Source organism: Streptomyces guryensis (assembly GCF_021261325.1).
Classification (GTDB): Bacteria; Actinomycetota; Actinomycetes; order Streptomycetales; family Streptomycetaceae; genus Streptomyces; species Streptomyces guryensis.
On record NZ_JAJSBI010000048.1, the window covers coordinates 17,430 to 39,503 of the forward strand.

At 71.6% G+C, this 22,074-nt stretch carries 16 protein-coding genes and 1 pseudogene; 11 read left to right on the forward strand and 6 right to left on the reverse strand.

The window, feature by feature from the left end; translation table 11 throughout:
* Positions 1–6 precede the first annotated feature (6 nt).
* The 6 genes from LJ657_RS46290 (at position 7) to LJ657_RS46315 (ending at position 10,995) form a co-directional block, all read left to right on the forward strand.
* Positions 7–1,581 carry an acyl-CoA carboxylase subunit beta gene (locus LJ657_RS46290; RefSeq protein WP_232655747.1) on the forward strand — a complete coding sequence of 525 codons (1,575 nt, stop codon included), beginning with the start codon at positions 7–9 and terminating at the stop codon, positions 1,579–1,581.
* Positions 1,582–1,655: 74 nt separating this feature from the next.
* On the forward strand, positions 1,656–3,395 hold the full coding sequence (locus tag LJ657_RS46295) for a fatty acyl-AMP ligase (protein WP_232655748.1): 1,740 nt from the start codon (positions 1,656–1,658) through the stop codon (positions 3,393–3,395).
* 514 nt (positions 3,396–3,909) lie between these two features.
* Entirely contained in the window at positions 3,910–7,878 is a 3,969-nt protein-coding gene (locus tag LJ657_RS46300) for a type I polyketide synthase (protein WP_232655749.1), read from the forward strand.
* A 22-nt stretch (positions 7,879–7,900) separates the two neighbouring features.
* Positions 7,901–8,845 (forward strand): alpha/beta hydrolase, encoded by a 945-nt coding sequence (locus LJ657_RS46305; protein WP_232655750.1) that lies wholly within the window; start codon positions 7,901–7,903, stop codon positions 8,843–8,845.
* 122 nt (positions 8,846–8,967) lie between these two features.
* Entirely contained in the window at positions 8,968–10,197 is a 1,230-nt protein-coding gene (locus LJ657_RS46310) for a PucR family transcriptional regulator (protein WP_232655751.1), read from the forward strand.
* Positions 10,198–10,350: 153 nt separating this feature from the next.
* Complete coding sequence (locus LJ657_RS46315) at positions 10,351–10,995, forward strand: cutinase family protein (RefSeq protein WP_232655752.1); 645 nt, start codon at positions 10,351–10,353, stop codon at positions 10,993–10,995.
* 66 nt (positions 10,996–11,061) lie between these two features.
* Here the strand turns inward: LJ657_RS46315 and LJ657_RS46320 are convergent, their stop codons facing one another.
* Complete coding sequence (locus LJ657_RS46320) at positions 11,062–12,792, reverse strand: hypothetical protein (RefSeq protein WP_232655753.1); 1,731 nt, start codon at positions 12,790–12,792, stop codon at positions 11,062–11,064.
* A 226-nt stretch (positions 12,793–13,018) separates the two neighbouring features.
* A pseudogene (locus tag LJ657_RS46325) lies at positions 13,019–13,177 on the reverse strand (short-chain dehydrogenase); the annotation flags it as partial.
* A gap of 373 nt (positions 13,178–13,550) precedes the next feature.
* Here LJ657_RS46325 and LJ657_RS46330 point away from each other — a divergent pair.
* Positions 13,551–14,207, forward strand: a complete 657-nt coding sequence (locus tag LJ657_RS46330) for a pyridoxamine 5'-phosphate oxidase family protein (RefSeq protein ID WP_232655754.1) — start codon at positions 13,551–13,553, stop codon at positions 14,205–14,207.
* 159 nt (positions 14,208–14,366) lie between these two features.
* Here LJ657_RS46330 and LJ657_RS46335 read toward each other — a convergent pair whose 3' ends face one another.
* From LJ657_RS46335 to LJ657_RS48840, 3 genes are all read right to left on the reverse strand, one after another.
* Positions 14,367–14,777: a TetR/AcrR family transcriptional regulator gene (locus LJ657_RS46335; protein ID WP_232655755.1), complete on the reverse strand. Its 411-nt coding sequence runs from the start codon at positions 14,775–14,777 to the stop codon at positions 14,367–14,369.
* A 145-nt stretch (positions 14,778–14,922) separates the two neighbouring features.
* Complete coding sequence (locus LJ657_RS46345; protein WP_232655756.1) at positions 14,923–15,147, reverse strand: nuclear transport factor 2-like protein; 225 nt, start codon at positions 15,145–15,147, stop codon at positions 14,923–14,925.
* A 304-nt stretch (positions 15,148–15,451) separates the two neighbouring features.
* Entirely contained in the window at positions 15,452–16,294 is an 843-nt protein-coding gene (locus tag LJ657_RS48840) for an RICIN domain-containing protein (protein ID WP_232655757.1), read from the reverse strand.
* 250 nt (positions 16,295–16,544) lie between these two features.
* Here LJ657_RS48840 and LJ657_RS46355 point away from each other — a divergent pair, with 250 nt between their 5' ends.
* The 4 genes from LJ657_RS46355 (at position 16,545) to LJ657_RS46370 (ending at position 20,386) form a co-directional block, all read left to right on the forward strand.
* Positions 16,545–17,969 carry an amidase gene (locus LJ657_RS46355; protein WP_232655758.1) on the forward strand — a complete coding sequence of 475 codons (1,425 nt, stop codon included), beginning with the start codon at positions 16,545–16,547 and terminating at the stop codon, positions 17,967–17,969.
* Between the two features lie 26 nt (positions 17,970–17,995).
* Positions 17,996–18,214 carry an NfeD C-terminal domain-containing protein gene (locus LJ657_RS46360; RefSeq protein ID WP_232655759.1) on the forward strand — a complete coding sequence of 73 codons (219 nt, stop codon included), beginning with the start codon at positions 17,996–17,998 and terminating at the stop codon, positions 18,212–18,214.
* 143 nt (positions 18,215–18,357) lie between these two features.
* Complete coding sequence (locus tag LJ657_RS46365; protein ID WP_232655760.1) at positions 18,358–19,845, forward strand: flotillin family protein; 1,488 nt, start codon at positions 18,358–18,360, stop codon at positions 19,843–19,845.
* A 94-nt stretch (positions 19,846–19,939) separates the two neighbouring features.
* Positions 19,940–20,386, forward strand: coding sequence for a type II toxin-antitoxin system PemK/MazF family toxin (locus LJ657_RS46370; protein ID WP_232655761.1), 447 nt, complete (start codon positions 19,940–19,942; stop codon positions 20,384–20,386).
* 42 nt (positions 20,387–20,428) lie between these two features.
* Here LJ657_RS46370 and LJ657_RS46375 read toward each other — a convergent pair whose 3' ends face one another.
* Positions 20,429–21,760 (reverse strand): phosphatase PAP2 family protein, encoded by a 1,332-nt coding sequence (locus LJ657_RS46375; RefSeq protein ID WP_232655764.1) that lies wholly within the window; start codon positions 21,758–21,760, stop codon positions 20,429–20,431.
* Between the last annotated feature and the right edge of the window lie 314 nt (positions 21,761–22,074).

Consider the following 22,074-nt stretch of genomic DNA (forward strand, 5'->3'; position numbering starts at 1 on the left):
CGAGAGGTGACAACATCCCGCGCCGGGGAGACGGCGACGCGCGTTCCCGACCGCTCTGCCGACCGCACCGCCGGGCGCATCGCCGAGCTGGCGGGCCGGCGGGCGAAGGCGGTGGCTTCGGGCGGGCCGGGGCGGCGTGGGGAGTTCGGGGCCCGGGAGCGGATCGAACGGCTGATGGACGCGGGCTCCTTCACGGAGACCGGCCTGTTCGTGCGGGCGCGGGCCGCCGGGGACGGTGCCCGTCGTCCGTACGGCGACGGGGTGGTGACGGGGCACGGCACGGTCGACGGCCGTACGGTCTGCGTGTTCGCGCAGGACTCCACGGTCTTCGGCGGCAGCATGGGTGAGGCCTTCGGTGAGAAGGCGGTCGCGCTGATGGATCTCGCTCTGAGGATCGGCTGCCCGGTCGTCGGGCTCAACGACGGCGGCGGCGCCCGCATCCAGGAGGGGGTCGCCTCGCTCGCCCTCTACGCCGAGCTGGTGCGCCGCAATGTACGGGCGTCCGGGGTGATCCCGCAGATCTCGGTCGTCCTCGGGCCGTGCGCCGGCGGGGCCGCGTACTCCCCCGCCATCACCGACTTCACCGTGATGGTGGACGGCGCCTCGCACATGTTCGTCACCGGACCCGACGTCATCGAGGCGGTCACCGGCGAGCGCACCAGCGCCGAGGACCTGGGCGGCGCCCGCACCAGCAACGCCGTCAACGGCAACGCGCACTTCCTCGCCGCGGACGAGCAGGACGCCTTCGACACCGTCCGGGAGCTGCTGTCCTATCTGCCCGCCAACAACCTGGAGCGGCCGCCGGAGTACGCCCCGGGGCCGGTGCCGGACGGGGCGTGGCTGGACGAGGTGGTGCCGGATCGGCTGGGGCAGGCCTACGACATGCACGACGTCCTGCGCGCGGTCGTCGACGACGGTGAACTCCTCGAAGTCCAGGAGCTGTTCGCACCCAACATCATCTGTGCGCTGGCCCGGGTCGAGGGCCGGTCCGTCGGTGTCGTGGCCAATCAGCCGCTGCACGCCGCCGGGGTCCTCGATATCGACGCCTCCGAGAAGGCGGCGCGTTTTGTGCGGTTCTGCGACGCATTCGGCGTGCCGCTGCTGACCTTCGCCGACGTGCCGGGTTATCTGTCCGGTGTCCGTCAGGAGCAGGCCGGGATCATCCGGCGCGGCGCCAAACTGCTCTACGCCTACGCCGAGGCGACCGTCCCGAAGGTCACCGTCGTGGTACGCAAGGCGTACGGCGGTGGGTACGCCGTCATGGGTTCCAAGCACCTGGGCGCCGACATCAGCCTCGCCTGGCCGACCGCCCGTATCGCCGTGATGGGCGCCGAGGGCGCGGTGGGCGTACTGCACCGGCGCGAACTGGCCGCCGCCGCCGACCCCGAGGCGCTGCGGGCCCGCCTGGTCGCCGCCTACGAGAGCACGCACGGGACGCCGTATCTCGCCGCCGAGCGCGGATACGTCGACGACGTCATCGCCCCGCGCGAAACGCGCGCCCATGTCTGCCGTGCCCTGCGCACGCTGCGCGGCAAACGGGCCCCGATGCCGGAGCGCCGGCACGGCAACATCCCGCTCTGAGCGGCGAGTTCACCTGCCCCCTGCGACTGCTGTGACCCGCAAGCCGTACCCCGCGACGTTTGGAGCCATGCCCCATGGACAGCCGCCGCCCCCCGCTCGCGCCCGTGTTCCGGAGTCTGCCGGAGTACGTGCGGCACTGGGCCGACACCACCCCCGACCGCCGGGCGTTCGCCTTCGTCGAGCATCCCGCCCCCGACTCGCGCGGCGTCCATCGCACCCTGACCTGGCGGCGCCTGGAGTTGCGGGTGCGGGCGCTGGCCGCCCGGCTCGCCGAGGAGGCCGAGCCCGGGGCACGGGTCGCCTTGCTGTGCCCGCAGGGCACGGAGTACGTCACCGCCTTCCTGGCCTCGCTCGCCGCCGGCCTGGTCGCCGTACCGCTGTATCCGCCCGGCCTGCCGGGGCACGGCGACCGGCTCTCGGCCGTGTTCGCCGACGCCCGTCCGGCGGTCGCCGTGACGACGAGCCGCGTCCTGGACGAGGTGCGGGACTTCTGCGACGGCATGTCGGTGCGGATCGTCGCCGCCGACCAGGTGCCCGACGCCGCCGCCGGGGACTGGCAGCCCGTGGTGCCGGACGCGGCGGAGATCGCCTATCTGCAGTACACCTCCGGCTCGACCCGCACCCCGGCGGGCGTCGAGATCACCCATGCCAACGTCGTCGCCAACGCCCGTCAGGCGCTGACCGCCTACGGCGCGGACGCCCACCCGGTGACCTGTGTGGGCTGGCTGCCGCTGTACCACGACATGGGGCTGGTCCTGAGTGTCGCCGCCCCGGTGGTACGCGGTGTGCTGTCGGTGCTCATGGAGCCGGTGGCGTTCCTGCACGAACCCGCGCGCTGGCTGCGGCTGCTCGCCGCGCATCCGCGTGCGCTGAGCGCCGCGCCCAACTTCGCCTATGACTACTGCGCCTCCGCCGTCACCGACGTCCAGAAGGCGGATCTGCGGCTGGACGGGATCGCCGCGCTGATCAACGGCAGTGAGCCGGTTCGCCCGGGTACGGTCGACCGCTTCCACGCCGCGTTCGCCGCGCAGGGGCTGTCACCGGACGTGCAGTGCCCGTCGTACGGGCTGGCCGAGGCGACCGTCTTCGTCAGCGCGGCCTCGCCCGGCCGGCCGCTGAGCCGGTTCGCGCTCGACCGCGATGCCCTGGCCTCCGGGAAGGCCCTGCCCGCACGGCCCGACGATCCCAGGGCTGTGCTGCTGGCGGGCTGCGGCACCCCGGCAGGCCAGCGGGTGCGCATCGTCGACCCCGTCTGCGGGGCCGTCATGTCCGAGGGGGAGGTCGGGGAGATCTGCGTGCAGGGCCCCAACGTCGGCCGCGGCTACTGGAATCAGGAGCGGCAGAGCAGGCGCGTCTTCGGCGCCGAGTCGGACGCCGGGTCCGGCGGCTGGCTGCGCACGGGTGACCTGGGCACCGTGCTGGAGGGGGAGTTGATCGTGACCGGCCGGCTCAAGGACCTCATCGTCGTCGACGGCCGCAATCACTATCCGCAGGACGTGGAGGCCACGGCCCAGGACGCCCATCCCGCCGTGCGGCGGGACCGGCTGGCCGCCTTCGGAGTACCGGGCGGCACGGGTGAGCGGGTGGTCGTCGTGGCCGAGCACGTGCGGGCCACGAGCCTCGCCGAGATCGACGTACCCGCCTTCGCTCACGCCGTACGTGCCGCCGTCTCGGGCCGACACGGCCTGCGGCTGGCCGAGGTCGTCCTGGTCGCACCGGGCGCCGTGCCCCGCACCTCCAGCGGCAAGGTCTCGCGGGCACTGACCCGTCAACGCTACCTGGACGGCGCATATGCGGCGGAGCGTGCGCGATGAGAGCCCTCCGACGAAGGCTCGATACGCCGACTGATCACGAAACGGGTGACTTTCTGGAACGGGCCCGACCCCAAGACCTACCCGACCATGCCCGGCGTCCCCAGCGGCAACATGACCCGGAAACCGACCCATCAGCCGCACCTGGACGGCACAAACCCCGCGGAAAGTGCGCAATGAGAGCCCCCCGACGAAGGTGCAATACGCCAGCTGATCGCGCATCGGGTGACCACCTGGAACGGGCCCGCCCCGCAGACCAACCCGACCGCACCCCGCACACCCGGAGGCAAGGTCTCGCGGGCGCTGACCTGTCAACGCTACCTGGACGGGACAGACAGAGCCGGGCGTGCGCGATGAATGCCCCGGGCGGAGGAGCGACAAGCCAGCTGATCGCGGAACGGGCGGCCACCAGGAACGGGCCAACCCCGACCATGCCCAGCGTCCCCGGCGGCAACATGACCCGGAAGCCGACCCATCAGCCGCACCTGGACGCCGCACACGCCGTGGAGCGTGCGCAATGAGAGCCCCCGACGAAGGCGCGGTACGCCGGCTGATCGCGCAGCGGGTGGCCGCCTGGATCGGGGCCGGTCCCGAGGCCGTTCCGATGGACCGGCCGCTGGCCGATCTCGGCATGGCTTCGCGGGACGCTGTGGTCCTGGCCGGGGAGTTGTCCCGGCTCGCGGGACGTGAGTTGCCGGCGACCCTGCTGTGGGAAGCGCCGACCGGCGATGCGCTGGTGGCCCGCCTGTGCGCCGTCGAGGCGGAGGCCCCGGCCCAACCGGCCTCGCGCGCCTCCGACTTCGGCGAGCCCGTCGCCGTCATCGGGGTCGGCTGCCGGCTGCCCGGGGGCGTGCACGGCCCCGGCGACTACTGGCGGCTGCTGACCGAGGGCGTCGACGCGATCCGGCGGGTGCCCGAGGACCGGTGGCGGGACTTCACCGCGTTTCCGCCCGCCGACGCTCCCTCCCACGGCGGCTACCTGGACGACATCGCGGGCTTCGACGCCGACTTCTTCCGGATCACTCCGCGCGAGGCCGCGGTGATGGATCCGCAGCAGCGGATCCTGTTGGAGGTCGTCCACGAGACGCTCGGCCATGCCGCGGTCCCGGCCGCCTCGCTCGCCGGCAGCGACACCGGTGTCTTCGTCGGTGTCTCGGCCCCCGAGTACGGCCGGCTCACCGGCGCCGACGCGGGCGCCGTCGACCCGTGGGCCCCGGCGGGTGCGGCGCTGAGTGTGACCGCGGGCCGGGTGGCGTATGTACTGGACACCCGTGGGCCGAGCATGGCCGTCGACACCGCGTGTTCCTCCTCGCTGGTCGCGGTGCACCACGCCTGCGTCAGCCTGCGCACCGGCGAGAGCGGTATGGCGATCGCCGCGGGGGTCAACGTGCTGCTCTCCCCCACGATCGGCGTCGCGTTCGGGCGGGCCGGGGCGCTGGCAGCGGACGGGCGGTGCAAGCCGTTCTCGGCGGCGGCCGACGGCATCGGACGCGGCGAGGGCTGCGCTGCCGTGCTCCTGAAACGGCTGTCCGACGCCGAACGCGACGGCGACCGCGTGCTCGCCGTCATCCGCTCCACCGCCGTCAACTCCGACGGCCGCTCCAACGGCCTCCTGGCGCCCAACCCCCTGAGCCAGCAAGCCCTGTTGGCGACCTCCTACGCACGGGCCGGACTCGATCCGTCCGCCGTCGACTACGTCGAGGCACACGGCACCGGTACCCCGCTGGGCGACCCGATCGAGGCGGGCGCGCTCGGCGCCGTCCTCGGTGCGGGACGTGACCCCGACCAGCCGCTGCTGCTGGGCTCGGTCAAGGGAAACCTGGGTCATCTGGAGTCGGCGGCGGGTATCGCCGGGCTGGTCAAGACGGTGCTGGCTTTGCACCACGACGTCCTTCCGCCGTCCCTGCACTGCGCGCAGGGCAGCTCTTTGGGCGACGCACCGCTGCGGGTGGTGACCGAGCCCGAGCCGTGGCCGCGGTACGGCGGCACGGCCACCGCCGGGGTCTCGGGGTTCGGCTTCGGCGGCACCAACGCCCATGCGGTGCTGGAGGAACGGCGGCCCGCCGTCCTGTCGCCGCCCCCCGCCGAGGAACCGGCCGCCCGCCTCCATCTCCTCTCCGACGTCGACACCGAGCGCCTCCGGGACACCGCGTCCCGGCTGGCGGACTGGCTCCGCACGTCCGAGGCAGGTGCCGTACGTCCCGGCGACATCGCCCGGACACTCGCCGGGCGGGCCGGCCGTGGGCCGGTGCGGGCCGCCGTCGCCGCCGCCGATCGTGGTGAACTCGCCGACGTGCTGGACGCGTTGGCGCAGGGCCGACCTCACGCTCGGCTCCTGACCGGCGAGGGTGATCTCGTCGGGCGCGGCCCTGTGTGGGTGTTCTCCGGGTACGGCAGCCAGTGGGCCGGCATGGGGCGCCGGCTGCTGGCCGAGGAGCCCGCCTTCGTCTCCGCCGTGGAGAAGATCGACGCTCAGCTCGCCCCGGAGTGCGGGCTGTCGCTGTACGACCACCTGGCCTCCGGCGAGGGCCTGGAGTTGCTGGAGGTCGCCCAGCCGGTCCTGTTCGGCCTCCAGGTCGCGCTCGCCGAACTGTGGCGCTCCTACGGCGTGGAACCCGCGGCCGTCATCGGCCACTCCATGGGCGAGGTCGCCGCGGCGGTGTGCGCGGGCGCCCTGGACGTGCCGGACGCGGCGCGGATCGTCGCCGTACGGGCCCGGCTGCTCGGTCGGCTGCGGGGCGGCGCCATGGCGGTCGTCGACGTGGGCGACGGTGAACTCGGCGCCCTGCGAAGGGACTTCTCCGGTGTCCATGTCGCCGTCCACTCCTCCCCCGGCCAGAAGGTGGTCACCGGCGAGGAGGCCGCGGTGGCGCGGCTCGTGCGGCGGCTGGAGGAGGAAGGGCGGGCCGCCCGCGCCATGCGAGTGGCCGGCGCCGGGCACTCTCCCCAAGTCGACGTTCTGCTACCGGAGTTGATCGACTCCCTGTCCGGGATCGAGAGCAGACGGCCGCGCGTTCCCGTCTACTCCACCGTTCTCGACGACCCCCGCGGAGACTCCGCATTCGACGCCGGCCACTGGGCCGCGAACCTACGGCGGCCGGTGCGTCTGGACCGGGCGGTCGCGGCTGCCGCGGCCGACGGGCACACCGCCTTCGTGGAGATCTCGCCGCACCCGGTGCTGGTCCGGGCCGTCACCGACACCGCACCCGGCGCGCTCGCCGTCGGCACACTGCACCGCGACGCCGACGACTCCGCCGCGTTCCTGACCCAGTTGGGTGCCCTGTACGCGGCGGGGCTGCGCCTGCCCTTGCCGTCCGGTCGGGTCATCGACCTGCCGTCGCCGCGTTGGCGGCACGTCCGGCACTGGTGGACGGACGGACGGGCGGCACCGACCATCACCGCCGTGCCGGAGGAGCGGGCCACAGCTCCGCGCGACACCTCCGTCGCGGCCCGCCTGTGCCGGCACATCGCCGCCGTCACGGGGCACGCGCCGGGTCGTGTCACCCCCGCCACCGCCCTGGCCGACCTCGGGCTGGACTCCCTGATGGCCGTCCGTATCCGTACCGCCCTGGAGCGCGAGTTCGGCGTCGAACTGCAACTGCGCGATCTGCTCGGCACCCCCACGGTCGAGCAACTCGCCGCTCGCATCGGTCAAGCGGTCCCGGCCGGGGACGGCTCGCCGCTGCGTACTCTGCGATCCGGCGGCGCCCTGCCGCCGCTGTTCCTCGTTCACGCCGCCGGCGGCACCATCGACGTCTACCGGGCGCTGGCGAAGCGACTGGGAAACGACCGGCCGGTGTACGGACTGGAGCGGCTCGAACAGGCCACGACGGTGACCGAGAAGGCGAGCCGCTACGCCGAAGTCATCGCCGCCACTCACTCCAACGGGCCCTGCCTGCTGGGTGGTTGGTCCTTCGGTGGCTTCGTCGCCCAGGAGACCGCGCGGCAGCTCACGGCCGCCGGGCGGAACGTGGAGCTGGTGGTTCTCATCGACTCCGTACGACCCCTGCCACAGCCCGGGCGCACGCCGCAGGACCGGATCCGCGCCCACTTCACGGGCTTCGCCCGCCACGTGGCCGACACCTACGGGGTCCGCCTTGAGCTGCCGTACGACGAACTGGTGGCGACGGACGACGACGGCACACGCATCGACACCGTGCTGCGGGCCCTGCGCGAGGCCGCCGACGTGCCCGCCGCCGCTCTGGAGCACCAGCGCTCCTCCTACCTGGACCTGAGGATCGGCGAGGCCCACCGGCCGGACCGCTACGACGGGCGCGTGGTCCTCTACCGGGCCACCGAGACCGCGCCGCACACCGTGCGGGACCCGGCCTATGAGCGGGACGACGAGACGCTCGGCTGGGACGAGGTGTGCCCGCGCCTGTCGGTCGTAGAGGTCGGCGGCCACCATCTGTCGCTCCTCGACCCGCCGCACGTCGACGAGATCGCCGCGCAGCTGCGGCGGGAGCTCGCCGAGCAGACCCGCTGAACCCGGATCCCGAGGAGCCGCCATGCCCCACCACCACCGCACCGCCGGAGTGTCCCGGCGCACCGTCACCAAGGCCGCGGTGAGCGCCGGTCTGGCCGCGCTGTTCGGTGCCGGCGTCGGCACCGCGCGGGCCGCGACCCAGCTCGGGCCGCGCACCTTCGACGTGTCCGTGACCTCCGCCGCCCTGGGCCGCAGCGCCCCGGTTCGGGTGATCCTGCCGTCCGGCTTCGCCACGCAGCCGGGCAGGACCTACCCCGTCCTGTATCTGCTGCACGGCGCCCATGACGACTACACGTCCTGGACCCGGGAGACCGGCATCGAGGCCTTCACCGAGGGCCGGGATCTGATCGTGGCGATGCCGGACGGCGGCCCCACCGGCATTCCGACCGCCTGGCTCAACGGTCCCGACTACGAGACGTTCCAGCTCACCGAGGTCCCGGCGATGCTGAAGCGCGACTACCGGGCCTCGGGGGTGCGGGCCGTCGCCGGAGTCTCCACCGGTGGCTACGGCGCCATGGCGCACGCGGCCCGCCATCCGGGCGCGTTCACCGCCGCGGCCTCCTACAGCGGCATCCTCGACACCACCGCGCCCGGCGTGCCCACCCTCGTCGACGCCATCGTGGCCCGCGAGAACCTGGCACCCCTCTCTTTGTGGGGCAACCCGATCCTGAACCTCCTGACCTGGCAGAGCTTCAACCCGCGGGCCCGCGCCGCGGGGCTGCGCGGCACTCCCCTGTACGTCTCCAACGGCAGCGGAGTGGTCGGCGGGACCGGCGACTGGCTCCCCGAGGCGCTGGAGAGTGCCCTGTGGCCCTCCGCCCACAGCTTCACCGACACGCTCGCCCGCATGGGCATCCCGGTCACCACGCACTTCTACGCAGGAGGAGGACACAGCTGGGCGTACTGGAAACCGGAGTTCACCGCGTCGTGGCCGATGCTCGCCGGTGCGCTGGGACTGCCGGAGTGATGTCGGTGCCGTCCGGGCACGGAACGGAGCGCGGGGGACGAACGTCCAACACAGGACTTGTCCCCCGCCCCACGGGAAACACTCCGCGGGTGAGCCGGTTCCGGTGGAAAGGAGTGTCCGCGATGGCCGTCCCCACCCCGCACGGCGGGCCTGCCGGTCCGGGGTCCCCCTCGGTGCCGGCCGGCCTCGCCGAACCGCTGCGCGCCCAGCTGGAGGCGGTCGCCGACCAGGTCGAGGACGAGGTCCGCAGGCAGGTTCCCGAGTACGCGGGCCCCGCTGACGGCATGTACGCCAGGAACCTGCGGGCCGGGGTGGTGCATGCGCTGACCCTGTTCGTCGACCACATCGCCGACCCGCGCGGCCGGAGCGACGCGATCGCCTCGACGTACTACGAGCTCGGGCGCGGTGTGGCCCTGGAGGACCGCAGTCTGGACGCTCTGCAGTCCGCGCTGCGGATCGGGGGCATGCACGCCTGGCGGCTGATGGGCCGTACGGCGGAGGAGTTGGGGCTGGACTCGGCGGTGGTGGCGGCGCTGGGCGAGCTGGCGTTCCGGACCGTGCACGAGGTGGCCGAGGCGGCCGCGGCCGGCTACGCCGAGGGCCGGCTGCGCAGCACGGACGAGCTGGAGCGGCGGCGCAGGCGTCTGCTGGAGCTGCTGCTGGGTGAGGGGCCGGTGTCGTTGGAGGCCGTGCAGGATCTCGCGCACGGCGCCCGTTGGTCGGTGCCCCGGCAGGTCGCGGTCGTCGCGCTGGCGGCCCCTGCGGACCAGCGCGAGGAGGAGCGGCCGCTGGCGGGCGCGGGGGCTCTGGTGGACATGGGGGCCCGGCCGCCGAGGATGCTGCTGCCCGATCCGGACGGTTCGGGCCGCTTCGGCGGTCGGGCGTTCACTCTCGCGCTGCGCGGGCGCCCGGCGGCGATCGGCCCGACGGTGCCGCTCACCGAGGCCGCCCAGTCGCTGCGCTGGGCCGCCAGAGCGCTGCGGCTGATGGGGCGTGGGATCCTGCCCCGGCAGGGCGTCGTGCGGTGCGCCGACCACCTCTCGACCCTGCTGCTGCACGGGGACGAGCCGCTGCTGGCCCAGTTGGAGACGCGCGTCCTCGCACCGCTGGACACTGTCTCCGAGGGGCAGCGGCCCCGGCTCGCCGAGACGCTGCTGGCCTGGCTGCTCAGCGGCAGCAACGTGCCCGACGTCGCCGCCCGCCTGCACATCCACCCGCAGACGGTCCGCTACCGCCTGCGCCAGCTGGAGAAGCTCTTCGGGGACGCCCTGCACGAGCCAGGCACCCGTCTGGACCTCATCCTGGCCCTGCGCGCCGAGGAACTGCGGGAGCAGGAAACACCCTCCGAGTAGACACTGCGGGCAATTCCCACCGACTCACCTCGCCTCAAGAAATCGCAGAATTTCTGAATTACCATACATAACACCCGGTCAAGAAAAGCGAATACGTTCGGGACGTCCTTTTCCGCAGGCGCGCGCGACGCGCCCCACCCTCAAAGGATCCCCATGCGTATTCGCTTGTGCCTCGCCACGCTCTCGCTGATCGGCGGGGCGGCCGGAGTGGCCACCGTCTCGGCACCCACGGCATCGGCTGCCACCTGCTCGGACATCGACGTCGTCGCGGCTCGCGGCACCTTCGAGCCGGGCACGCTGGGCGCGATCGTCGGCGACCCGGTGTATTCCGCCCTGCAGAAGAAACTGACGGGCAAGAACCTGAGCAGCTACAAAGTGAATTACCCCGCCGACCTCTCCTTCACCTCGGCCGCGCAGGGAAATGCCGACCTGGTGAATCACGTCAACAGCCAGGCGGTTGCCTGCCCCAACCAGCGTTTCGTTCTCGTCGGCTATTCGCAGGGCGCGAACGTCGTCGACAACTCCATAGGAATCAGCAGCGACGGCGCGGTGGTCGGCAGCCCCATCGTGGCCACCATCCCCGCCGCACTCGAACCGAGGGTCGCCGCGGTGCTGCTGTTCGGCAACCCGATCCGGGCTCTCGGCAAGAGCGTCACCGGCACCTACCAGAGCCGCACCATCGACTTCTGCGCCAAGGGCGACCCCATCTGCGAGAACGGCGGCACCGACGTCCTCGCGCACCTCGGCTACACCTCCGACGCCGACGCGGCGGCCGCCTTCGCCGCGACCAAGGTCTGAGCGGTCGGCCACGCAGGACGGGCCCGGGAGGATTCCCTCCCGGACCCGTCGCCTGTGCGGATACGGTTACTTGGGCTTCCCCGCGAACTGCGCGAGGTTGGTGGAGACAGGCTCGGGCCGCCCGTTGTTCTGCACGGCGGCAGCGGTGAGCACGTCGAGATGCTGGTAGCCGTCGGCGACCACCGGGTGGAGGCCGGCCGGGATGCGGCCCGCCAGCAGCCCGTCGCCCGCGAGCACGGTGAGCGTCGGGTTGACGGTCAGCCCCTCGGGGTGCACGACCAGCTGCTTCACCTGCGGGGAGGTGGCCAGTTCGAGGTCGGTGACCAGCTTGGTCGGGAAGTACTGCTCGGTGAAGTCCAGCGGCTGCCGGGCCAGGCTGCGGGCCAGCTCCCCCATGTCCGTGACCTCCTTGCCCGCGCTGGTGAACGGCGTGCCGTCGGCCGACCGGTAACCCGGGTCGTCGGCGGCGCCGACACGGTCGTAATTGCGCCATGTGTAGAGCGGGCCGTGCGGCTGGGCCGGGATGGCCTTGTACTCGACGCCGAACAGGCCCGGCTGCTGCGAACTGCCGTTGGCAGCGGGGAAGTTCTTGTCGGTGATCGGTCCGCCGTCGAAGAAGCCGACGCTGCTCCGCAGGAACGCCAGCGGTACGGAGTTGTCGTCCAGGAGTGCGCCGAGGACCGCCGCGTTGGTGAGCCGGAAGTCCTTCACCGCGGGAGAACCGGTGAGGAAGGTTGCGGTGTCCTTGGAGAACAGGAAGCGGTTGGTGGCCTCGATGTCGGTGTCGGCCGGCAGATAGGCGGGCAGGTCGGCCTCGCCGCCCGGATCCTGTACGGCGCCCACCCCGGCGATGGCCAGCAGCGTCATCGTCTCGGGGTTGAGCAGGACCGGCGCCGACAGTGAGCGGGGCAGCACTCCGCTGTCGAGACCGGCCTGCACGGCGCCGTAACCGACGCCCACGTCGGGCAGGTTGGTGTCGTCCGGCACGCTGCCGCTCAGGTCGCCGAGGGTGGTGGAGACGGTGGTGTCGAGGGCGAAGTACCCGCCGCACTGGTTGTATCCGGCGTCGCTCGTGGTGCCGGGGTCGCCGTCGAAGTCGGCGGCGGCGAAGTAGCCGGTGATCACGCCGCCGAGGGAGTGTCCCCCGCACAGCACCTTCTGCTTGCGCAGCCCCTGGTCGGGCAACTCGGCGGCGAGCAGTTCGTACTGATCGCGCACGGTCTGCTCGATACCGAGCTTCGCCATCCATCCCAGCCGGTCGTTGCCCACGAACCCGGCGAAGGTGCGGCCGCCGACCTGTTCGCCGCGGTAGTAGTAGTCGACGGCCGTGTGCTGGTCGCCGGAGGCGATGCCGGTGCGGTCCTCCAGACAGTTGGAGCGCCGGTCCAGGGCCCAGAACTCGATGTGCCGCCCCTGCCGGGCGGCGCGCGCCACGGTGTTGCGGGCGACGCTGTCGAAGGCTCCCGCGCCCTCCAGGATGCCCGGCTGGGCGACGAGGATCCGGTCGGCGTCGGCGGATGCCTGTGGTCCGTCGGAGGAGCGGTAACGCAGATACGACAGCCAGTCGCACGCCGCCGGACGGGCACCGAAGGACGCCGGCAGCGGGATCTTCACCCGCACCACCGACTCGATCACTCCCGCGACCGCACTTGTCACCGCCACGGGCGTCTCGGTTCGCGCACTGTCCCCCCGGGCGTCCGGGGCGGTCACGGTGATCGCCCCGCTGGTCAGCAGCACCGCCAGCACGGTGCTGCGCAGGGTCTTCGCGGTTCTTCCTCTGCTCCGGCTCGTGTCCATGGCCGGACCGTAGGACCGCGAGGACGGCCCGTTCGGGCAGTGCTCACAAAGACTCAGCTCCTGGGGGCGTCTTTGTCACCGGGGGTTGAGCCGGGCTGCTTGCGTCCGTGCCGGCGTCCGTGCGTCGGATCCGGATGGGAGGGGAGAAAAGTCTCCCTGTTCCGAAGGTGATGGTGGTGGCAGGGTCTCGTCTGCCGCCGCCATCCCACGTCCCTCCGACACAGTGTGCGTCGACGTCCGCCGTCAGGTGCGTGTCCGCGTAACCCACGTGGAGTCCGGTGACAGCGATGCCGCGCGGCTGCAAGTCCAGTCGCAGGGAGTTGATCTGCGAGCGCAGCGCGGCCTCGGAGGCGCTGTGGGAGCCAGCCAGCCAGCCAGCCGCCGATGATCTGGCATTCGTCCTGCGACTGCACGAGGGCTCGGTGGTCGGTGCCGCGACCGGCAGGGCGAGCGACGGCGCACTACCGGGCGGGGTGAGTCGCCGGTGCGGGCCAGGACGTACAGCCCTTTCCGTCTTCGGCAAGCCGGTCTCCGCACGTCAGGGCCTCTGCTGACCTGGACCGCCGCACAGGTGAGCCGGTCGCCGTCGTGCTGGACGGTCTGCCATGCAGGCAGATCATCGGGCGAGGGCCCGCGGCTGCCCCTCGAAGAGCCGTGCGAGCGACCTGTTCTACTCTCTCCTACGCGGCCGGTGGCGCTCCGCGGCTGGTGCCCTGAAGAAATCGCTGTCAGGAGGATCGTTGGATCACGACGAGCGTATGGACCGACCCGGAAGCCACGGCGAGCACCGGATGCAGCGTGAGCTGGGCACCCTCGGCCGCGCGGACCGCTTCTACGACGAGCAGGTACTGGACCGGCTGAACCCGCAGATGCAGGAGTTCGTTGCCCGCCAGGAGATGTTCTTCCTCGCCACGGCGGACAGCCACGGCGAGTGCGACAACACGTTCCGGGCCGGACCGCCCGGTTTCCTCCGGGTACTCGATGACACGACCCTGGCGTACCCGGAGTACCGCGGGAACGGCGTCATGGCCTCGCTCGGCAACATCCGGGAGAACCCGCACGTCGGCATCCTGATGATCGACTTCTCCCAGGACCGTATCGGCCTGCATGTCAACGGCAGGGCGCAGTTGGCCACTGACGAGGCCATGCGCCGGAGGCATCCGCACCTGCCAGTTGATCCGGTGCCGGGCCGCCGGCCCCAGATGTGGGTGGAGGTGGAGGTCGAGGAAACCTACATCCACTGCTCGAAGCACATACCCCGGCTGGTCAGGGCACCGCTGCGGCAGAACGCGGACGGAGACGGCGGTACGGCCGCGGGGGGTGAGCAGGCCTGGGGTACGGACGACGTCAAACGCAAGGGCGGCGACTACTTCGGAGCGGCAGCCGATGCAAGGACGCGGCTGCCTTCCCACTGACGACCGACCCGCAGATCGCCACAGCGGCGCTCCGAGGATGCGGGCCCAAAGGAGACGGCATGGGCCGGACGGTGGGGCCGCCGACCGACTTGACCGCCACCGGCACCGGCACCGGCACGGGTCCAGCACCCACGGCCGGCCCTCCTGCCGGGCAGCCACTCACCTCTCGGCGTCCTCACCCGGCGGGGCCGCAAGGTCGAGAATCCAAGCACTCCACGCGGCGTCAGCGCGTTGCTCAGTCAGGTCCAGAAGCGTGGACACCGTCACGATCAGACCGGTGGCGAAGAACGTCCGCACTTGCAGAGCGTCACCGCCCGTCAGGCGCGCGACCAACCGTTGCAAACCGAGATGACGTCGCCGCACCGCTTCCCGCACCGTCTCGTCCGCGGCCGCCGCATACCCGTGAAGGACGACGAGTCCGACCGTGCGCTCGTTCTGCAGGAGCCGCCCGTAGGCAGCGCCGAGTGCCGGGAGCGTGTGGTCGGCGTTCTCGAACGTGGTCTCGATCCTGTCGAAGGCCGCGTGCACCACTTCAAGGAACAGCTCACGCTTCGAGCCGAACATCTGCACGATGCGTGGATGCGAGATACCTGCCCGCGCGCCGATCGCCTCCAGCCGCGCCCCCCCAGACCGTTCGCCGCGAACTCGGCGTCGGCGGCCGTGATGATCTCCGCCCGCCGTACCGCCGCCGGCTTACGGGCGGTGGCATCCGCGTTCACGACCCGGCCGCCGCGCCCTTGATCTGGCGGAGGACGAAACGCTGGTCGTACAGGCACCGGTAGGCGTGGATCAAGCCGTCCTCGCCAAGCTCCAGTCGGTCGTCGCCATGGAACTCCACGCGCTGCGCGGTGCCGGCGAGGGTGCCGGTGAAACGCCAGGCGACCAATACGGCGCGCCGGGTCACCTCTCCGTACAACCCCACGCCCGTGATCGTCGTCATGGATCTAACTTACAAGTTAGTAAGCACGATGCCCATGCTCTCGGCCATGACTACCGGCCACCAGCTCGGCATCGCGGACGTTGTCTCCGGCACCGTCGAATTCACCACCGGCCACGAGACCCACCGCGTCGGCCCGGCAGGCTGGTCACCACGCCCATCGGCACCCCGCACACGTTCGACAACCCCGACGGGGACCGGAGCGCCGAAACCCTGTTCACCTCCGCCCCCGGACCTGTGTATCCAGTACTTCCGCAGGTGCGGGCGGAGCCGTGACGCTGTGCGGCACGGCTCCATGAGCTGCCGGTCAGAGGGCGACGAGTTGCCAGTCCTGGTTGGCGCCGCCGGTGACGGGCCACTGGATGACACTGGCGCGGTTCGCGGTCGATGCACCGGATATGTCGGCGCACCATCCGGTGTGGACGTTGACGAGCCGGTAGTAGCCGCTGGTGGTGGAGGGGACCAGCTTCCATCCCTGGGTGTCGTCGCCGATATCGCTCCCCTGGGTCAGGGTCGCGCCCTGCGTGCTGTCGGGGCTCTGCAGGACCTTGCCGCTCTTGATGTTGCGCAGCCGGAAGGAGCCGTCGGTGTTCGGCAGGAGGGTCCACTGCTGGTTGGTCCCGCCGGTCCAGGGCCACTGGATGAGCCCGGCGCCGTCGGCGGTCGAGGCGTCGGCCACATCGAGCACCTTGGTGCTGTTGCGGTTGATCAGTTTGTAGGTGCCGAGGTCGGCGCTGAAGGGGCGGTCGTAGACCTCCAGAGTGCGGATGGACGCCCATGCGCCGGCCGGCAGCCCGGTGACGGTGACGCGGATGTAGCGGGCCTGGGCCCGGAACGCGGCCGCCTGGACCTGGCCGGTGCCGGCGGTGGCGGTGTTGTCGACGAGCATGGTCCACGTGGTGTTGTCGGTGGAGCCCTCGATCTTGTACCGGTAGTTGGTCTTGTCCAGTTCCCAGGCGATCCGGGTTCCGGTCAGCGAGCGGGTGGAGCCGAGGTCGACCTTGAGCCAGTGGCCGGTGCTGCCGTCGTCGGCGCACCAGCGGGTGGAGGTCTCCCCGTCGACCGCCTTGGCCGCGAGGTTGCCCTTGGACGTCTCCTGGCGCCTGCGCCGGCTGCGGCCCGCCCGTGCGGCGGTCGCGGTCTCGGACACGGTCGGGGGGAACCACCCTCACCTCACCGACTGTGAGCCGTACGAGTGCCCGGCTGGAACGGCCTCACCGCCTCGCTGCGATGAACGCCTGGATGAGCGCGTCGCGCTGCTCTGCGAGGCCCTCGGCCGATGCGTCCCCCTCGGCCGGGGGCCGGCCCCCGGCAAGGGAAGGGATGTTCGAGATTCCGTACCGTAGGGACCCGCTGGACGTTACCGTTCAGTAGACAACGCCGTCCCGGAGGTGTCCCGCATGACGCTCGACCGTGCCACAGGCCTGGCGGAGTCCGCCCGAGCACTCGCCGCAGGGGAAACCACCTCCCGGGCACTGGTCGAACAGGCCCTCGCCCGGATCGGCGCGACGCAGCCCTCGCTCAACGCCTTCCGGATCGTGCGGGCCGAGGCCGCCCTCGCCGAGGCCGACGCGGCGGACGGGCAACTGGCCGCCGGGGTGCGCAAACCGCTGCTCGGCGTGCCCGTCGCCGTCAAGGACGACATGGACGTGGCCGGCGAGCCCACCGCCTTCGGCTGCGGCGGGGAGTTCCCGCCGGTCGCGCAGGACTGCGAGGCCGTACGGCGGTTGCGGGCGGCCGGGGCCGTCGTCGTGGGCAAGACCAACACGTGCGAGTTCGGGCAGTGGCCCTTCACCGAGGGGCCCGCCTTCGGCGCGACCCGCAATCCGTGGCAGCCGGAGCACACTCCCGGTGGCTCGTCCGGTGGGTCGGCCGCCGCCGTCGCCGCCGGGCTGGTGCCCGCCGCCCTTGGCTCGGACGGCGCCGGATCCGTGCGCATCCCGGCTTCCTGGACCCACCTCGTCGGCATCAAGCCGCAGCGCGGCCGCATCTCCACCTGGCCGCGCGGCGAGTCCTTCCAGGGCATCACCGTCAACGGCACCCTGGCCCGCACGGTCGCGGACGCGGCCCTGCTGCTCGATGCGGCGAGCGGCAACCATGAGCGCGATCCGCACCGGCCTGCGGCCATCAGCGCCTCCGAGGCGGTGGGCCGCGAGCCCGGGCGGCTGCGCATCGCGCTCTCCCTCAAGCCGCCGTTCACCGCCGTGCCCGCACGCCTCCAGCCGGAGGTACGCACCAGGGTGCTCCAACTCGCCGAGAAACTGAGCGGGTTGGGGCATGCCGTGGAGGAGGACGACCCGCCCTACGGGCAGATCGGGCTCACCTTCGTCCCCCGCGCCACCGCCGGCATCGCCGAGCGTGTCAGCGAGGCTCCCTTCCCCGCGCTCCTCGATCCGCGCACCCGTGACGCCGCCCGACTGGGCCGGCTGCTCGGCGGGGTGCCGCTGAGGGCGGCGCGGCGTGCGGAGGCGTTGTTGCACCGTCGTATCGGCGGATTCTTCGAGTCGTACGACGTCGTCCTCGCGCCGACGACCGCCGCTCCCCCGCCGCGCATCGGCGCGATGCTGCCGCTGAGCGGCTTCGCCACCGATCGCGCGATGATCGCCGCGTGCCCCTACGCCTGGCCGTGGAACGTGCTGGGGTGGCCCGGGATCAACGTGCCCGCCGGGTTCGTGAGCGGCGGGCTGCCCGTCGGGGCGCAGTTGCTCGGGCCCGCCGGCAGCGAGCCGTTGCTGATCTCCCTCGCCGCACAGTTGGAGGCGGAGCTGCGCTGGCACCAGGTGTGGCCGCCGCAGCAGGCCGTCACGGATTCCCCGGCGGCGTAGGCGGGTTCGGCCCGTACCCTGTGGCCATGGACGATGCGTCGATGGTCGGGCTGATGGGGCGGGTCACCGGTACGGTCGGGCCCGGGCTCGTCGGCGAGGTGATCGTCCGGGTGCGGGGCGGGGCCGAGCACTTCCTCGCGTACGCCGCCGCCGGGACCGACAGGATCGAGCGGGGCACGGTCGTGATGGTCGTCGAGTATCTGCCGCCCAGGACCGTCTACGTCACCGCCGCGTACGACAGTTGAGCACGCTCCTCCCCAGGTGAGAGCCTTTGCAAGAGGCGGGCGTCAAGAAAACGACAAGGATTCGCGGGCGTCTTCTCACCTGCCTCGCGCAGGAGCACACTCCCTTCGTTCGGTGCCGAAAGGGCACCATGCAAAGGGGGCGTATGCCGATGATCGTCGGCGTCGTTGCGGGAGTGGTGGTTGCCTCCATTCTCGTTCTGATCGGTCTGTTCAAGCTCATGTGGCGCGTCGCGGAACCCAACGAGGCGCTCGTCATCTCCGGCTCGAAGCACAAGACGGAGGGGCTCGGCGAGGGCATGGGATTCCGCATCGTCACCGGACGCGGCACGCTGGTGCTGCCCGGTGTGCAGGCGGTGCGCAAGCTCTCCCTCGACCTGAACGAGACCGAACTGCATGTGGACTGCGTGACCCACCAGGGCATTCCGCTCAAGGTGCGGGGCGTGGTCATCTTCAAGGTGGGCGACGACTACGTGTCGATCGCGAACGCGTCCCGCCGCTTCCTCGACCAGCAGAAGCTGATGGCGGAGCGGGTGCACAACGTGTTCGCCGGTCATCTGCGGTCCATCGTCGGCGGGTTGACCGTTGAGGACATGATCCGCGACCGGGAGAAGCTCACCGCGCAGACCCGGGCCGCCTGCGGCACGGAGATGGAGAAGCTGGGGCTCATCGTCGACTCCCTGCAGATCCATGAGATCGAGGACCCGACGGGGTACATCCAGAACCTGGCAGCACCGCACGCCTCCGCCGTCCAGCGGGACGCGCGGATCGCGCAGGCGGAGTCGAACCGGCTGGCCACGGAGGCCGAGCAGCAGTCGTTCGCACGGATGGCCGAGGCGACCCGGGACAGCGAGATCCTGCAGGCCGGTTACCAGGCCCAGCGGGACAAGGCGGCCGCACAGGCACGGCAGGCGGGTCCGCTCGCCGACGCCGCGGCCCGGCAGGAGGTCGTCGTCCAGGAGACCCGGGTCGCCGAACTGGAGGCGCACCGGCGGGAGCAGCAGCTCCAGGCGGACGTCCGCAAGCCCGCGGACGCCAAGGCCTACGAGAAGCGCACCCTGGCCGAGGCCGAGCGCGACGCGCGGATCTCGGCGGCGCAGGCCAAGGCGAAGGAGACCGAGCTGGCGGCCGCCGCCGAGGCGACCCGGGTCAAGACGGCCGCGGGCGCGGAGGCCGAGGCGACCAAGGCGCGGGGTGCCGCGGCCGCAACAGCGACCAGGGCCACCGGTGAGGCCGAGGCGGCCGCCGCGCAGGCCAAGGGTCTGGCGGACGCCGAGGCGACGAAGGCCAAGGGTCTGGCCGAGGCTGAGGCCATCAAGGCGAGGGCCGCGGCCCTCGCCGAGAACCAGGAGGCGGTCGTCGCCCAGCAACTCGCCGAGAACTGGCCGGAGATCGTCAAGGCGGGCGCGTCCGCGTTCGGCAGCGTCGACAACATGGTGGTGCTCAACGGCGCGGACGGCATGGCCGACATGCTCGCCAAGGCGCTCACCATGGGCGGCACCGGTCTCGGCCTGGCCCGCCAGCTGCTGGCCTCGATGAACCAGAACGGGCAGACCCCGCACGGGACTTCGCCGTCCCTGAACGGGATCGCGGCACCGCCGTCGCAGAAGGTACCGGTGGAGAAGGAGGGATAGCCGGACCGTCGGCGGTACGGCAGCAGTCCCGGGGGCCCTCCCTTTGGAGGGCCCCCGGCCTGCTGAGTTGCCCCCACCCCTCTAAGGTGCCCCCGTGACTGCGTTTACCGATGAGAACGTCCCGGGCCGCTTCGGCCCCACCGCCACCACCGAGGCCGACCCCCGCCAGGTCGGCAGTGTGCGCACCGAGTACTCCCCCGCGCACGACGGCGATCCCGACCCCGGCGAGATCGTGTGGACCTGGGTGCCCTTCGAGGAGAACGACGGCCGCGGCAAGGACCGCCCGGTGCTCGTCGTCGCCCGCGAGAGCGCCGGCACCCTGCTCGCCGTGCAGCTGTCCAGCAAGCGGCACGACGGCGACCGGGAGTGGGTGGCGATCGGCAGCGGGCCCTGGGACCGGTCCGGGCGGGATTCCTGGATCGACGTGGACCGGGTGCTGCGGCTGCACGAGGACGGTATGCGCCGGGAGGCCTGCGCCCTGGACCGCGGGCGGTTCAACCTGGTGCGGCATCGGCTGGCGGAGCGCTACGGCTGGAGCTGAACGCACGGCCCCGGTCCGACCGACCGGGGCATCGCGCTCATGTCACGCCGGTTCGGGTTGCGGTTCCAGTTGCCGTGCCGGGGCGAGCGTCGGTTCCCACGCTCTGGTGGTCCGTAGATAGCCGTAGATCACTGAGAGCATCGCCAGAATGAGAAGCGGCCCGAACGCCCAGGGGTGCCTGGCCATTTCCATCGGCAGATAGCGGTACGACATCAGGAGCGCGGCAAAGACCGTTGCGCCGTATGCGACCAGCTGGATTCCCGATCGCTCCCAGCCGCGGGCGTGCGCGCGCAGAGCTGCCTCGATCGTGAGCGTGAACACCGCGCCGGCGATGAGGTCCGCGCCGTAGTGGTAGCCGAATCCCAGCGTGGCGCAGATCGTCGCGATCAGCCAGAACGCGCCGGCGAAGCGCAGAGCCCGTGGGCCCTTCCGGGAATGGATGAAGATCGCGGTGGCCCACGCCGTGTGCAGGCTGGGCATGCAGTTGCGTGGGGTGAACGCGTCGAACGGCATCGGGTGCGGGGTGTTGAGCGGCGGGGCCGTGCCCGGCCAGAGGTCGGCCACCGCCCAGTGCACGGTGGGCAGCGCCTCCGGACCCAGGTCGGGCGACGGCCAGTGGTCGGTGCCGGCGCCGTAGGCGAAGATCGGTCCGACCACCGGGAAGATCATGTAGATGGCAGGCCCGAGGAGACCGATCAGCAGAAACGTGCGCACCAGGTGATGGTCCGGGAAGCGGCGCTCGGCGGCCACGTGGCGCAGTTGGTACATCGTCACGATGACAGCGGCCACCGCGAGTTGACCGTAGACGAGGTCGAGAAGGTGGAAGCCGAACGGGCCGCTGGCCTTGACCACCCGGCCCACCAGCCATGACGGATTGCCCAGCGCGTGATCGGCGGTCGCCACGTACTGGTCGAGCACCATCAGGCGCGTCTTCGACGTGATGAGCAGCCAGGTGTCACCGGTCTTGCGGCCGGCCACCAGCAGCAGGGCGAGGCCGACACCCTTCAGCAGCAGGACACGATCCTGGCCGGTGCGGCGCGTGACAGCGATGACCGCACAGCCCAGGATCACCCACAACGCGCCGTTGCCGAAAGGGTGATGGCCGTGGGTCACCTTGATGTCGCACGCCCACCGCGCCAGCAGGAAGACGATGTCGATGCCGATCGCGGTACCCGCCGCGATGAACCGTTCCCGACGGGTGAGCACCACCATCATCAACGCCATGCTGCCGTACAGGAGGAACCCCGATTTGGGCGGCAGTACCACCTCCTGCACCTGGGTCGTGAGCGGCCCCGGCAGGCCGTAGTGGCGCGCGGCGACCTCCAAAGCGAGGAGGAATCCGAGGACCACTACACCCGCCGCGGTCCACAGCACCGTCCGCGGCTGCCACCAAGTGGCGAAGGGAAATCTGGATCGTATCCGCGAAAATTCCCGCGATTCTCTGGGTATCAATTGGTTGGCCGATTTTTAGATGTCGATTGGTCGGGTCGCTCTTTGCGCTGGAGACATGCTTTCTCGGTAGTGGGCGGACCATGGCGGTGTGCTCACCATGGGCTCGAACATGCTACTCAGGTTGAACTCGTAGAGCCTGCGGGGTCGTGACGGTTCGTGATCCCTGCGGTACGACGGGATCGTGAGGTACGCGCAGCGGGGCGGGTATACGCCCGTCGAGCAGGAGAAGCGGGAAC

Coding starts and splice junctions, on each gene's coding strand:
- LJ657_RS46345 (WP_232655756.1), bottom strand. CDS start 15,147: ATGACGACGATCACGGGCGTGGGGTTGTACGGAGAGGTGACCCGGCGC.
- LJ657_RS46365 (WP_232655760.1), top strand. CDS start 18,358: ATGCCGATGATCGTCGGCGTCGTTGCGGGAGTGGTGGTTGCCTCCATT.
- LJ657_RS46305 (WP_232655750.1), top strand. CDS start 7,901: ATGCCCCACCACCACCGCACCGCCGGAGTGTCCCGGCGCACCGTCACC.
- LJ657_RS46295 (WP_232655748.1), top strand. CDS start 1,656: ATGGACAGCCGCCGCCCCCCGCTCGCGCCCGTGTTCCGGAGTCTGCCG.
- LJ657_RS46320 (WP_232655753.1), bottom strand. CDS start 12,792: ATGGACACGAGCCGGAGCAGAGGAAGAACCGCGAAGACCCTGCGCAGC.
- LJ657_RS46315 (WP_232655752.1), top strand. CDS start 10,351: ATGCGTATTCGCTTGTGCCTCGCCACGCTCTCGCTGATCGGCGGGGCG.
- LJ657_RS46330 (WP_232655754.1), top strand. CDS start 13,551: ATGGACCGACCCGGAAGCCACGGCGAGCACCGGATGCAGCGTGAGCTG.
- LJ657_RS46355 (WP_232655758.1), top strand. CDS start 16,545: ATGACGCTCGACCGTGCCACAGGCCTGGCGGAGTCCGCCCGAGCACTC.
- LJ657_RS46300 (WP_232655749.1), top strand. CDS start 3,910: ATGAGAGCCCCCGACGAAGGCGCGGTACGCCGGCTGATCGCGCAGCGG.
- LJ657_RS46310 (WP_232655751.1), top strand. CDS start 8,968: ATGGCCGTCCCCACCCCGCACGGCGGGCCTGCCGGTCCGGGGTCCCCC.
- LJ657_RS46360 (WP_232655759.1), top strand. CDS start 17,996: ATGGACGATGCGTCGATGGTCGGGCTGATGGGGCGGGTCACCGGTACG.